General features: G+C 45.0%; 13 protein-coding genes. 4 read left to right on the top strand and 9 right to left on the bottom strand.

Features of this window, described 5'->3' with window-relative positions:
• Positions 1–318 precede the first annotated feature (318 nt).
• The 4 genes from ACT89M_RS10540 to ACT89M_RS10525 form a co-directional block, all read right to left on the bottom strand.
• The gene (locus ACT89M_RS10540) at positions 319–1,035 is read right to left on the bottom strand and encodes a hypothetical protein (protein ID WP_308722063.1); all 717 of its coding nucleotides are present in this window, start codon (positions 1,033–1,035) and stop codon (positions 319–321) included.
• Positions 1,035–1,883 carry an ATP-binding cassette domain-containing protein gene (locus ACT89M_RS10535; RefSeq protein WP_308722264.1) on the bottom strand — a complete coding sequence of 283 codons (849 nt, stop codon included), beginning with the start codon at positions 1,881–1,883 and terminating at the stop codon, positions 1,035–1,037. Before ACT89M_RS10535 ends, ACT89M_RS10540 begins: the two co-directional genes overlap by 1 nt.
• A gap of 23 nt (positions 1,884–1,906) precedes the next feature.
• A complete protein-coding gene (locus ACT89M_RS10530; RefSeq protein WP_167375840.1) occupies positions 1,907–2,083 on the bottom strand; it encodes a hypothetical protein in 177 nt (58 codons plus the stop codon).
• A 340-nt stretch (positions 2,084–2,423) separates the two neighbouring features.
• On the bottom strand, positions 2,424–5,120 hold the full coding sequence (locus tag ACT89M_RS10525) for an adenosylcobalamin-dependent ribonucleoside-diphosphate reductase (RefSeq protein WP_308722064.1): 2,697 nt from the start codon (positions 5,118–5,120) through the stop codon (positions 2,424–2,426).
• Between the two features lie 227 nt (positions 5,121–5,347).
• On the opposite strand from ACT89M_RS10525, the gene ACT89M_RS10520 reads away from it, so the two are divergent.
• The 3 genes from ACT89M_RS10520 to ACT89M_RS10510 all read left to right on the top strand — a co-directional run bounded on the left by ACT89M_RS10520 (position 5,348) and on the right by ACT89M_RS10510 (position 9,306).
• The gene (locus ACT89M_RS10520) at positions 5,348–7,108 is read left to right on the top strand and encodes a DEAD/DEAH box helicase (RefSeq protein WP_308722065.1); all 1,761 of its coding nucleotides are present in this window, start codon (positions 5,348–5,350) and stop codon (positions 7,106–7,108) included.
• A gap of 5 nt (positions 7,109–7,113) precedes the next feature.
• Positions 7,114–8,223 carry a YqhG family protein gene (locus ACT89M_RS10515; protein ID WP_261769168.1) on the top strand — a complete coding sequence of 370 codons (1,110 nt, stop codon included), beginning with the start codon at positions 7,114–7,116 and terminating at the stop codon, positions 8,221–8,223.
• A 129-nt stretch (positions 8,224–8,352) separates the two neighbouring features.
• Entirely contained in the window at positions 8,353–9,306 is a 954-nt protein-coding gene (locus ACT89M_RS10510; RefSeq protein WP_154886518.1) for a hypothetical protein, read from the top strand.
• A gap of 116 nt (positions 9,307–9,422) precedes the next feature.
• Here ACT89M_RS10510 and ACT89M_RS10505 read toward each other — a convergent pair whose 3' ends face one another.
• On the bottom strand, positions 9,423–9,620 hold the full coding sequence (locus ACT89M_RS10505; protein ID WP_090924381.1) for a YqzE family protein: 198 nt from the start codon (positions 9,618–9,620) through the stop codon (positions 9,423–9,425).
• A 191-nt stretch (positions 9,621–9,811) separates the two neighbouring features.
• Between ACT89M_RS10505 and ACT89M_RS10500 the strand changes: the two genes are divergently transcribed.
• A complete protein-coding gene (locus ACT89M_RS10500; RefSeq protein ID WP_154886520.1) occupies positions 9,812–10,561 on the top strand; it encodes an N-acetylmuramoyl-L-alanine amidase family protein in 750 nt (249 codons plus the stop codon).
• On the opposite strand, the gene ACT89M_RS10495 is transcribed toward ACT89M_RS10500, so the two are convergent.
• The 4 genes from ACT89M_RS10495 to ACT89M_RS10480 form a co-directional block, all read right to left on the bottom strand.
• Complete coding sequence (locus ACT89M_RS10495; protein ID WP_308722066.1) at positions 10,536–11,408, bottom strand: divergent polysaccharide deacetylase family protein; 873 nt, start codon at positions 11,406–11,408, stop codon at positions 10,536–10,538. The two genes, ACT89M_RS10500 and ACT89M_RS10495, sit on opposite strands and share 26 nt — an antisense overlap.
• Before the next feature lie 112 nt (positions 11,409–11,520).
• Positions 11,521–12,327, bottom strand: a complete 807-nt coding sequence (locus ACT89M_RS10490; protein ID WP_154886524.1) for a Nif3-like dinuclear metal center hexameric protein — start codon at positions 12,325–12,327, stop codon at positions 11,521–11,523.
• 30 nt (positions 12,328–12,357) lie between these two features.
• Entirely contained in the window at positions 12,358–13,251 is an 894-nt protein-coding gene (locus tag ACT89M_RS10485) for a carbohydrate ABC transporter permease (RefSeq protein ID WP_154886526.1), read from the bottom strand.
• Between the two features lie 12 nt (positions 13,252–13,263).
• Positions 13,264–14,187 carry an ABC transporter permease gene (locus tag ACT89M_RS10480; RefSeq protein ID WP_090924376.1) on the bottom strand — a complete coding sequence of 308 codons (924 nt, stop codon included), beginning with the start codon at positions 14,185–14,187 and terminating at the stop codon, positions 13,264–13,266.
• Between the last annotated feature and the right edge of the window lie 49 nt (positions 14,188–14,236).

The following is a 14,236-nucleotide window of genomic DNA, read 5'->3' as shown; positions in this document are numbered from 1 at the left end:
TTTTCTCGTGATTTCACGATTACGTTTAGCATTATACGCCTGAAAACAACTTCATAATTGACAAGAATAGTTACAAACCCGTTTAACCGATGTAACCTTTTCTGCCAGCATAATCAGCTGTAAAATCATACTCTATATTTAATGTTTAATATAGTGCTTTTCATCGACTGGACATAATTACCTGAACTTATTCAATAGAAAAAGGCCGCCGACTTGCTCAGCAGCCACTATCCATTATAAACCTAACTCAGAGCGGATTGAAAGTTTTGCTTATAATTGCTTCTTCCTTCCTAGGACTCTAGAGGTGGAACGAGAATATCATTGCATTGAATCCAGCTTGCGTCTGTGAATCATTAAAACAAATAATCCTGCTGTAATCGCACCATATACGAGCGGTATAATTATTACCATTAGCTTCTTAAATAGACTTTGTGCATCATAATTAATTAACACATCTATAGTACTACTTAGAGGAGGCAACAGATAAATCATTGGTGTAAATCCGTCTGGCAACACCTGTTCTATACCTTTCACAGAAAGTGTAATAACAATGAGCACACTCAGCATTAAAAAAGACATGACTCGGGAACGAACAAACTTAGAACTAAACCAGCAGGCTAAAGCAATTCCCAGCCAAGATGAAACCAAATGATAAATCAGGGCCATGCCTAGCTCTTCAACACTCGGAGTTCGATCAAACTTTTGAAAAATGGCTGGGAACGAAACGGCATACAGAGCGAGTGGAATCGTAAAAAGCCAGCAATATAACAATTTCGCAACATAAAGTTTTACCAAACCGCCACTATGCAATACCGTAACCGATTCCTGATTTGTCGTTTCCATATCAATCAACGTATAACAAATAACAACAGAAATAATAAAAATAAATGTTGTTGAAAATGCATAACTAGCCATTACTGGATTCGGAACGACACTGTATACGAAAATAATCCCCATAAAAAATACAAAAGTAGCCGGACCATAGCGATAAGAACGCATGAAACAGGTATGTAAATATGACAGTAATGAAATCATTAGCCTAGCTCCTTTCTCGTTAGACTAACAATCTCTCCACCTTTATTTATAAATTCGGGTAAAAAACTACGATAATCTTTATACATAAAAGTCATGACCATATAACCATTTTCACTTCTTTTATATGTAATATCGGGGAAAAATTCAAGAAGATGATCAACAACGCTTAAATCTATGCTGCCTTCCAGCTCAAAATATACAACCTTCTGCTCAGAAGACGTATGTATACTCTCCTTACTCAGTCTTCCTTGATGAATCCAGTATGTGTTGCTTTCCAATTGACTTGCTAATAACGGATCGTGCACGGCTGCCAAAATCGATGTCCCTTCTTCCTTAATTTTGTTCAGAGAATGAAGCAAATGCCCCGTTGACTCTTCATCCAATCCTGAGAAAGGCTCATCTAATACCAGAAGGTCTGGCGGCTTAATCATAGCTTGCATTACATTTGTTTTCTGCAACATTCCTTTTGAGAAATGACTCATCTTCAACTGATCACTCTGTTCAAGACGAAACAAATCATGCAACTCCTTGATACGTTCTTTCAACTCTTTCTTAGTCATACCTGATATTCTGCCCATGTGTGTCAGATACTCCGTCGAAGTCATCCTTAGTTTCGATAATCGATCCGGGGTATATCCAATCACCAGATTCCTATGCTCAAGTAACCTTTGACCCGACGTTAATGGAATTAATCCACTCACCATTCGGAGCATCGTACTTTTCCCGGAACCGTTGTTTCCTCTTATAATAATGCAATTTCCTTGGCTAATCACAAGCGATACATCTGTTAAAATTTCTCGGCCGCCGTATTTCTTAGAAGCTTCTTTTAATGTTAATAACGCCTTCATTGTCACCTTTCCACCACCCTTTACTAACGATCCCGTTTTCTTTCTAATGTGATCCATGAATAGTAGAGCATCCAAAATAGAGGTGGAAATAGAGCTACTGCAATATATCGATGGTGATATGGGAGCGTAAAAATGGTACCTACTGAGATCGGCACGATCAGAGCAAACAAAAACAAGTACTTTTTCCAATGTTTATTCATGATAGATGCTACCTCCTTCCTTCGTCCAGAACCTGACATGAACATTCATTTAAACGGAATATGTGCCTCTTTTAACTGGATTTGTAAGAACACCGTCCTTATTTTAACATATTTAAGATTAAAGGGATGTCTAATGAATAAATAATTCAGATGAAACTAGATTCAATGTACACCGTTGACTAAAGAGACCTATCGACGTCTAGGCAGTTCGATTGAAGTCTAGCAACACAAAAAACGAAGTGCTGGTATGTCAGCACTTCGTCTGTACACTTTTTAGGTTGAACATCCTTGTTCAGGCTCATTAGAGCAACAATTCACTCCAGATTTGTTCTGGAATAGCTTAATTACACTTGCTGTATCCGCAGTTACTGCATGTTTTGCAGCCCTCCACATTGATCAAGGACGCCGAGCCGCATGAAGGACATAAGTCGATAGATTGTATAGGAGTCTTTTGCCCCTCACCTCCAGCATCGTCCAGTTGTGAGGTCGGTGTCTGCGTGTTCAGCAGAACTTCCTTTGTATTGTTGCTGCTGTTCATACGCTTAGCACTGATCGGATTCTTCACTCCAATATCCTCATTTATCTGAACATGGCTTTCCAACGCTTTCGCGACGGCATCCGCAATGGATTCCACACGATTAGCTCCAAAACCAATGGCCCCTGAACCTCCGATGCCTTTCAGATGTTTGATAAGCAACTCCACCTTATGACCATGATCGCCATATCGCAAGAATAGAGAGCACACCCGGCCCAGTGCCTCCGCCATCGCAAACACGTCGGAGCCTGCCTTGCCTACGTTGAGGAAAATCTCACCCGGTGTTCCGTCCAGATCATTAATCGTAATGTAAGCCATGCCAAACGGCGTATGCATCTTATACGTTGCTCCGCGCAATACTTGTGGACGACGTTTATATTGTTTATCCACCACACCCGTAGTCTGTTCTCCCAAGTCTGGCAAACTGGACTCTCGCTCTGCATACACCGGATTTGCTACCGAAACGGACTCAGCTACCAGACTGTTGAATTCCTCTTTATCCGCATTCTGCCCCTCAATAGCTGAGGTGTCTTCTTTCTTCGAAGTAGAAAGTACTTGAACATCTCTACTGCCGTCCCGATAGATCGTTACCCCTTTACAACCTAGATCAAAAGCTAGCTCATACAGCTCTGCCGTATCCTGCACCGTAAAATCAGCCGGACAGTTTGCCGTTTTTGAGATCGAACTGTCCACCCACTTCTGAATGGCAGCTTGCACGCGAATATGATTTTCGGCCGAAAGATCCATCGCCGTCACATAATAATCCGGTAGGGACTCACCAGGATGTTGCTCCAGCCACTCCTCAGCAATCGGCACAAACTGTTCATCATACCCAAGACGGCTCTGGCGAAAATACTTAAAAGCAAAATACGGCTCAATGCCAGTCGATGTGCCCACCATCGTTCCGGTACTTCCCGTAGGCGCCTGAGTAATCAGCGTCACGTTACGAATTCCTTTTTGACGGATCGCCTCTCCAACCTCTGGGTACGTCGCGATCATCTGTTTCATAAATCCACTTTGTAAGTAAGGTTCTGCCTCAAACGCCGGGAACGCCCCCTTCTCCGCGGCAATCTCCGCTGAAGCGAGATAGACTTCCTTTGCCATAAATCCATACAGTTTATTGAGAAAATCTAGCGATTCAAGACTGCCATAACGGATACGCAGTTTGATCATCAGCTCCGCAAGTCCCATGGTTCCTAGCCCCACCCGGCGTTCACGTTGCTGATTTAATCGATTTTCTTCAAAATGATACGGCGTCGCGTCAATCACATTGTCCAGAAATCTTGCCGAAATGCGCGTCGTTTCCGCCAGCTCTTCCCATGCCACATCGTGGTTTGTTTCATCATAGAATTTGGACAAATTGATTGCTGACAAATTACATACGCCCCAGCCTGGAAGGCCCTGTTCCCCACAAGGATTAGTACAGATGATCGGATTAAAATACCAGCTGTTCGACATCTGATTGTAATACTCCATAAATACAACACCGGGTTCGGCTGATTTCCAGGCGGATTCAATAATCGTATACCATATTTCACGTGCCTTCACTGTCCGGTATGGAATAACGTTATGGCCTGCCTCTTTCCATTTGGTCAGATCCCCATCCCACTGCGAATCATAGTCCGGGTCACTCGTATCGGGAAAAACAAGCTCCCAATCACCGTCCTGCTTCACAGCCTCCATGAACGCATTGCTTACGCAGACCGACAGATTGGCATTGGTCACTTGCCCCATCGTTTGTTTAACCGTAATAAAATCCAGCACGTCCGGGTGCCAATCGTTCATCATCAGCATCAGCGCACCCCTGCGGCTACCGCCTTGTTCGATAAGCCCCGTCGTATAACTGAACAAACCGCCCCAGGATACCGATCCGCTGGACGAGCCGTTCACACCTTTCACCACAGCCCGCCGCGGACGAAGGGATGACAGATTGATACCCACGCCACCGCCGCGAGCCATAATTTCAGTCATTTCGGTCAACGTCTTCATGATGCCGCCCCGGCTGTCTTGCGGAGAAGGAATGACATAACAGTTAAACAGCGTCAACTCATCACTGGCCCCTGCACCAGCAGCAATACGTCCACCAGGAACCAGTTTCCAGTCATCCAGCACCAAGCGAAACTTCTTCTCCCAAACAGCCTGTTGTTCAGGTGTCGATTCAACAGCTGCCATCGCTCGGGCAAGACGATCCCACATCTCTTCCGGTGTTTTCTCTATCGTAAGTGTCAACTTTTCCACATCGGTCTCAATGATCGTATCGCTACGTGTCCGCACTTTAACTAGTTGTGCCTGCCGTTCAACAATCTCACCGACTTCCTTCACCGGAAACTTGGGATCATCTTTCGTTAATACAAGTACAATATCTCCGACTTTTGCATGATTTGAATCGGCGTCCTTCCATGCGTACCGATCCAGAAATATTTTCTCGCTGAGCCCTTCCAGCTTATGTTTGTTCTCATGATGCTTCACTTGTTGGTTCGTTCCTGTATTGTTGGATGCCATCTCTGCAATCAACCTCCCCGAATAAACCGTTCATTTTAAATTCAATGCTGTCTTTGAGAATAATTTATGCCTATATACTACATGTAGTGATTTATAACCATTATATTACACTATATGTTGATTTTCTATGTGATCTATATCATAGATCCTCTGAAACGGGTTATGAACTTGCCTTCCTTCGTCCATACTATTACCTACGAATAACACAAGAACGGAGAGGAAGCATCATGAACCGGAAACATCCGCATCATATGAATCAACCTGTAGCTGACTTACCTGTTCCTCTTGAGTTTGATCGAAGCTGGCTGGAACAGCTTGAATCTCGTTTGGACAAGGGCGGTCCTTGGGGGGATTACCGACTCTTTCAACTCGGTATTCAGGCTGAAGAAACGAATCTCATTCCGAACTTTGACGAAATTCAATGTCTGAAACATTTGCAAGATCTGACCCCACTTCCTCACCAAATGGATACGGCACGCAAAGTATTATTCGAAATGTCAGGCCGAGCCATTCTCGCTGACGAAGTAGGTCTGGGCAAAACGATTGAAGCTGGCCTGATTTTGAAAGAATATATGGTTCGTGGTCTTGTATCTAAAGTGTTAATTCTTGTCCCCGCTTCTCTGGTATTGCAATGGGTACGTGAACTCAATACCAAATTTGGCATCCCAGCAGTTGCACAGAAAAAGGCTTATTCCTGGCAAAATGAAGTCGTTGTTGCTTCTATGGACACTGCCAAGAGAGACCCGCACAAAGATATGTTACTAAGTATGGACTATGACATGATCATCATTGATGAAGCACATAAACTCAAAAATAAAAAAACAACCAATTATCAATTCATGCTGCAATTACGCAAAAAATACTGCCTGCTACTCACTGCTACGCCTGTGCAGAACGACATGAGCGAGCTTTTCAATCTCATTAACCTGCTGAAGCCCGGTCAGCTTGGTCGTCAAGGCGATTTTGCCGCCAACTTTGTCGTCGATAAACGTGTGCCCAAAAATCAGGAGCAGCTCAAAGATGAGCTGTCCAAAGTCATGATCCGTAACAGGCGTGGCGAAGGCCCCGTTCAATTTACAAAACGCAACGTGTCTAACGTGGATCTGCAACTTTCGCCTGAAGAGCAAGCACTCTATGACGGGGTAACCTCGTTTGTCAAAGATCAATACCAGCAAGCAGGCGGCAACCTTAGCAGCATGCTTTCGCTCGTTACGTTGCAACGGGAAGTCTGTAGCAGTCGGGACGCTGTGTTTGTAACACTCGTCAATCTGTCCAAAAAGCTACCATTGGATTCTCCACTGCGGGATAAAATCTGGGAACTGGTGGCTCATATCAAGGCGATTAAAGAAAATACAAAAGCCGAAAAAACGATGGAACTGATTCGAGATATGAATGAAAAAGTCATTATTTTCACGGAATACCGAGCGACGCAGGAATATCTGCTGAATTATTTTCGTAACAACGGACTAACGGCTGTTCCCTATCGGGGCGGGATGAATCGAGGCAAAAAGGACTGGATGATGGATCTTTTCCGTGGCCGTGTTCAGGCGATGATTGCAACGGAAGCTGGTGGTGAAGGCATCAACCTGCAATTCTGTCACCATATGATTAACTTTGATCTACCGTGGAACCCGATGCGGGTAGAACAGCGGATTGGCCGGGTTCATCGGCTCGGTCAGCAGAATGACGTTAACATTTTCAACCTGTCTACGAAAGGTACGATTGAGGAACATATTCTGAATCTGTTGCATGAGAAAATTAATATGTTCGAGATGGTCATCGGTGGACTGGATGTTATTCTCGAACGGCTGGAGAAAAAGGAATCGATCGAAAAGAGTCTGTACAAAATTATGCTGGAATCGCAGAACGAAGAAGATATTCGCCGTAAAATGGACACCCTCGGACAGTCGCTGAACACAATTCAGCGCGAAGTTGCTGACGAGGTGCCTTTAATCACCAAACTTGATCTTCACAAAGGGGGCAACTGATATCCATGACTATGTCACCGCATGAGATCCAAGCTTACGTCCTAACCTATCTGGAAGCTTTGGATTGCCAGATCATGGAGCGGTCACCTGCTCATGTGACGGTTAAATTATCACCTGAAGCAGACAAGGCATTAACGAACCGTCCGTATTACTGGGGATTTGTGGAGCGTGTAGGGGTGGAGCCTGAGACCATGTCATTTACTTTTGTTTTTGACCCGGAAGCTTATCAGCAGATCACTGAGGCGGCGGAAGCCAAGGCCAAAGCGTCTCAGCCTGTTCAAACGCCACCTGATGCTCCGAAAGAAACGATACTCGGACGTTATTTTGGCATCACGCCTTCCATGCCGCAGCTTGGTCCCGGACGCATTCTGCGAGAAGATGTTGTGTATGGTAGCCGCAGATTACAGCAGATATTTACCGCAGCCCGCGAAGGTGGCGCCTTCGTAAACCTGTTTGAACAAGCCGCCAAACGCCAGATCAGGGCCACATCTCCGGCTGTGTATGAACCTTGGCTAGGGGTTTGTTTTAAAGTCGAGTTTGCTTGTGACCTGAAACGGGAGGAATTACACTTCCTTGGCATTTCACTAAGATCGGGTGAAATCATCGAAAAGTTCGGAAGCAAGCTGAGCCGGCGTGATCTCAGTCCAAGACTGGCTGAAAATATGCATGCCCAGTCACCGAAAATTTCGCTCGCTGATGCAGGGGCTGCTCTCGAATCACATCTCACCGCTCACTTAAGCAGGCTCGATTATAGCTGGGCGGAAAAAGCGAAAGAACGCCTGCAACTCGAACTCGATGTGGTGGACGCCTACTATGAAGCCGTACTGCGAGAAGACATGCCTGCGGTTACTGAAGATGAAACGGTTCGTCCTGTTATTAATCGGGTTCGCGGCATATTAGAATCGGTCCCAGCTGACGTGGAACTGGCCTCCGAATCTACCATACAACAGACGCAAGATGATGTAGACCCTGAGCAAGAAAAAGCAAAACAGGCGGTCATAGATCGTGAAGCGATGAAACTGCAGTATGAGAACAGGCGAACCGAGATGATCTGGCAATATGAGCCGAAGGTGAAGGTCACTGCCATAAGCAGCGGCATGTTTCACTTAAGATAAGACGAAGACACTACTTTTCCTGCAAATGCTGGCAAAAGTAGTGTTTATTCATAACCGTTGAACCGACAGGTTGCAGCACCCTTTGCACCCCCTATCCTCTACAATGAAGTCAGGAAGAAGGTGTTTACGATGAAAAAACGGCCCCGGTCAAAACGACGAAATATCTGGCATTGCCTATCGATCTTCTTGAGCATGATCATCTGCTTTGCTCTTCTCTCCATCTGGCCGACGGCTCATGCAGCGGCACCAACGAACAGGTTTGCACCCGCTTCTGTAGAGCAATTCGCGGAACTGCAAGTGAACGCACTCGGCACCTCCAATCCAGATTGGCTTGTAGCGAAGCTTGAATATTATCCATTAGGGCCAGGTAACCATGGCTGGTTTGTGCATGCCAGCATTCAGGACAAGCCCGTTGGATATATGATTATTTCTATAAATTCGCAAGGTCAGCTTCTTCTCAGTGAGTATGGTCAGGGAGAACATTCCTTGTTTAATAACGAGTTGCTAGGACAGGCTTTAGAACGACAGGGTTTGGATATGAAAATATTACAAACTGCTGGTGATAAGATTACACGTCGATATGCTGCTCCTCTTTTGGCTTATTGGAAAGTGGAACGTGTAAATCATCCCGCGATGTACATCGATGCATCCAATGGAGACTTGTTGCCGGCTGATCGGTTAGAACGTGTAGAGACTGACTCTGAAACAAAATTTTACGAGTTAAAGGAGTTGCAACAACAGATAGCTATACCTGAACCAACAAGATTTCATACGAGTCCTGTTATTCTACAGCCTGCTTTTGACCCTTCATCTCAACTAACCTGGCTGACATCTGAACCTCTGCAACCCTCTCAAGTGAAGCAACAGCTCCAGCAGAACCATAGAGAAGCCCTTGTCTTCTCAGCAGAAGAATGGAATCTGTTCTACGGTGGTCCTTTGCCAGTAAGCGGTTATCAGATATGGAGTATTGCAGGTTCAGCGTTTGATCTTTACGTCGGTCTTGGTGGCTTTAACTCCACACAACGCTTCATTCCCTTGAACAAGCTTTTGCATGATGGACATTTTTACAAGATTAATTCTTAGCACATGCACTCATAATCTTTTTTATAACTCAAAATGACTCATAAAAAGACGCATCCTAATACAGGACTGCGTCTTCTTGAATTGGCACTCGTGTTCATCTTTTTTAAGGAAGCGGTTCAACTCTTCTCTGATCTTCGTTTCTTCTTGTCTACCCATAAGGATACCGCAAATGGGATCATGCCAAACCATTTCATGGACCAGGGCTCTTTCCTTCTGCTTTGTGCTCTCCGTTCCTTTCGCTCATCCTTCGGCGTGTCGATGTAATGTACCACACGTTGCGTAATATATTTAACCAGTTCATCACTTTTAGCCATAAAGCAGCCTCCTCTTCTTCCGCACATCCGTGATCTAACGTTATCTCTATTGTGCGCAAGACGTGATTTAACTAAACATTTTTTTGTGCAAATAGCGTATGAAATGATCTAAAATGCACAGTCTAATGCCAAAGGTATCCATCCTGCCTTTTTCGCTTCAACACTTATATTTTGAAGGAGTGTATAATTCGATGTTTAAGCTACTTCTGACAACTTCTATAGCCCTGCTGATTAGTGTTTATCCTATGACCGGTTTCTCCTCTGCTTCTACACTGACTCGTCACGATCCATCTGCCTATCGGCCGTCCATCATGCCAATTATCGATGGCGATTCCTATCATTCAAGTCATCATGCTTTTGCCGCACCCGTTATCCTGCTGGATGTTGGCCACGGAGGTATTGACGGAGGAACATCCGAAGCAGGTGTTCTGGAAAAAGACATTAATTTAGCGATCAGTCAAAAGATATACTTACTGCTTCGCGGCAAAGGTTACACCGTCATCATTAACCGTCTAGGTGATTACGCACTTAGTGATGAGAACCGTTGGTTAAACAGTCGCTCACGTCACATCAGGGATCTCGCACAGCGCAAAAGCCTTAGTGAGGAAGTCAGCACCGATATCGTCGTTAGCATTCATGCCAACTGGAGCCCTCGTTCAGCTACGCACGGCCCGGTAGTGCTTCATCAGAAAGAGGGCCGCAGTTATCTGCTGGCACAATCGATCCAGGATGCCATGAACCAATTATGCGGTACACACCGTGAAGTGGTCTGGGGCAAACCGTTTTACATGCTAAATTATGTGAAACATCCGGCAGTCATTGTGGAGACCGGATTTTTAAGCAATCCAGCCGACCGGGCCAGAATCAGTGACCCGGCAGAGCAAAAGCGAATTGCCCAGTCGATTGCGGATGGTATTATTTATTATCTGTCGGTAGTGTAGGTGCAACCTGCCAGTGCCATACATCCCTTACCATATCACCGATTCCTACAAACTGAACTTGATTCTGCAGGCGGGAGACCGACTCCCGTATCACTGCCGAAGTATTCATGCCTGTATGACCGACATGACCAATGACAACACAGCTTTTCTTCTCAACTGCTTGCTGAGCAGCCAAATCAAGTTGCTTGCGAATATGTGCCTTTGAATTTTGATCATCCAAAAAAATGTCATTGCCTACAGGCGGCATATTTTTGGCTATGGCAAGATCGCCAACCACGGAACGAAAATTTGTACGGCTATCCACAAAGAAGAGGCCGCGTTCCAGGCATACATCCAGCACAATGGACATGATGCGTTTATCGGAAGTGATTTTAGAACCCATATGGTTGTTCATGCCGATGGCATAAGGCACATCATCAATTGCCTTTTCAACCCGCTGGCGAACCTGCTCATCTGTCAGATTGGATGTAATTGCCCCTGGGCCAAGCCACTCCGGCTTGCCTTTCTTGGGTTCCATCGGCATATGCACAATTACATCCATGCCTTTCTCATGTGCAGCGATCGCATCCTTCTTCGTCGTTTTCAAAAAAGGCATCACAGCTACAGTCAGCTTCACAGGCATATCGAGAATTTCTGCTGTGCCCTTCATATCGTTGCCCACATCATCGATGATGATGGCCATTCGATTGAACTGAGATGATGATGAAGCCGGCTCCGGTAACATGGCTGGCCTGGCAGAAACCCCAGTTCCTCCTGCTCCAATAACAGCTATGATGAAACACAGGAAGATCCGCATTTGAAACCTCATTTTAACCGAATATCCCTGTTTCGCTTGATTTCGTATCATATCCTGCAGCCTCCTTCAAACGTGGTGTTCTCATTGTTTGATTTCAGACTCAGTTCTATGTAAGCTCCCTTTCCCAATTCATTCTAGGAACATCTGAATGTTGTTGATTGTGTTACAAATATAGGAACGGTTCTTTTGCATCGATAAAATGAACCGGAATATCCCCAACGAGCGGCTGTAGCCACTCCGCCATATGTTTCATTCCCCATTCTTCGCTTCGTTCATGACCGATGACCAGCATAGCCTTGTTTAATCCAAGCATCGATGCATCATTGACGTACGCACACAACGTCCATTCCGTAATCTCCCCGCAGATCATGACGTCGAGTTGCTGCTCTTTCATCAGTTCCATCGGCATCGATTCCTTGCCTAATCCGAGGCTTCCGCCTCCAACAAGGATTCCGATACGAGAACATGTCATATCCTGGCTGCCCACGACCTGCAATACATTTATCTTTAGCTTTTCCTTTAACTCTTCGGCCAGATCGCGAAGCTGCATGGGTTCAATCTCATAAATCCACGGAAAAGCATAATCAACCTGATTTGACTCCCAGCCCAGCTCTCGAATCAGACCGGTATAGATTCGATCCGGCTTCGCCATGTGCATATAATCGTGATATCTCCAGATCGCCATGCCGTAATCCTCAATAAGCTTGCGCTTGGCTTCATATACCGGATCTTGCTGTATCCAGTCGAGCTGATCTGCCCCGGTATAAAAGGTAGGCTCATGTGTAATAATCAGATTAGCTCCTGCTGCATGAGCCTGCCGAATAACCTCGACCGTTGCCATATACGTCGTCACAATGCCTGTCACTACAGTGTCCGCTTCTCCTGTAACAAGAACATCGCCCGTTGGTGATAGACGCTGATCTCCACAGGAATCCTGCATAACCGTCTCCATCACTTGCTGTACATTCACGTGGATTCCCCCTACATTTTAAAATGGTTATCAACCTTTAACTGCACCCACAATGATACCTTTGGTCAGGTACTTCTGAAGGAAAGGAAATACGACCAGAATAGGCAATATACCGATAATCGCCATCGCCATGCGGACTGCCGTACTTGGCAGATCAGCAGCATTGGCCCCAAGCATACTGCTGGCCTGACCTGACTTGAGAAACTGAATGTTATTCATCAGACGAATCAGCATATTTTGTATTCCATAGTACTGGGGCTTCGTAATAAAATAAAGGGCGTTAATCCAGTCATTCCAATACGCCAGTCCCATAAACAGTCCGACTGTTGCCAGTACAGGCACAGACAGAGGTAGCATCATACGGTAGAAAATACGGAGCTCTGAAGCTCCATCAATCTGAGCCGATTCGATCAATTCAACAGGTACATTATTTTTATAAAAATTTCGAATAAGCAGTACATAAAATCCATTCGTTAATAGATTCGGGATAATCAGGGCGGCCAGTGTATCTTTGATCTGAAAGTATTTCGTCCACAGAATGTAGGAAGGTACAATTCCTCCGCTGAACAGCATCGTGAAAAATACAATGAACGCCAGCACATTACGATATTTGAAATCCTGGCGCGACATCGGGTAAGCCAGCATGCTTGTAATTAACAACCCAAGTGCCGTTCCCAATGTAGTAACAAGAAAAGATACACCGTACGCCCGCACAAATGTAGAAGCAGAAGACCACATGTATACATAAGCATCCACGCTCATTTTTTCAGGAAAGAAACTGTAACCGTTACGAATTAACGAGGACTCTTCCGTAAAGGATGCCATGATGATCAGCATAAATGGTAGAAATGCCAGTAACGTAAACATAACCATAGCGACGATGGAAAACACATGAAAAGCGCGTTCACCTTTAGTTTGTATCACTCGTGTTTCCCCCTAAAATAATGCATTTTCAGGATTTACCTTTTTGACAATTGCATTCGCAGCCATGACCAAAATGAATCCCACAACCGATTGATACAAGCCAGCAGCGGCTGACATCCCAATATCATTGACCTGCATTAGCGCCCGGTACACATACGTATCAATGGTCTGCGTTGTGCTGTACAGCGCTCCGGCATTCATCGGCACCTGATAGAATAAGCCGAAGTCGGAGTTGAATATGCGCCCAATGGACATCAGGGTCAGTATAATAATGGTTGGCTTCAATAAAGGTAGCGTAATCATGCGAATCTGCTTGAGTTTGCCTGCCCCGTCGATCTTGGCCGCTTCATAGATACTTTTGTCAATCCCGGAGATAAAGGCGATATACACAATGGAACCGTAGCCGGCTGTTTTCCACAATTGTATAAACACGAGCAGATAGGGCCAATACTTGGCCTCGGAATACCAGTTAATCTCTGGAATACCAAGGGGTTTCAATATTGAATTGTTAATAAAACCGCTGTCTGCATTCAGGAAGGCAAACACGATATAGGACAGAACCACCATCGAAATCAGGTTAGGTAAAACAAGTCCCGACTGGAACAGCTTAGACCAAACGCTTTTTAACAATTCCGACATTAGAATTGCAATCAAGATCGACAGCATCGTCCCCAGTACGATAAACGCCAAATTGTATAACAAGGTGTTGCGAGTCATAATCCAGGCATCACTCGTCTGGAATAAAAATTTGAAATTATCAAAGCCTACCCAATCACTTCCGAATATGCCCTTGGCATAGTTCACATCCTTGAATGCGATAAAGATACCGGCCATTGGCAAATAATTGTTGATTAGAAAATATAACAGACCAGGAGCAGCGAGCAGCAGTAGCGGCAATGTTTTTCTGAGCCCTCCGGATTTGGTTTTCACAGTCATCGCTCCATTCTCATCCTTAATGCAAAGCGCTGCAATGCTTCTTAGCTAT

Source organism: Paenibacillus sp. NN59, assembly GCF_057597225.1.
This window is presented reverse-complemented; position numbering and strand designations above follow the sequence as displayed.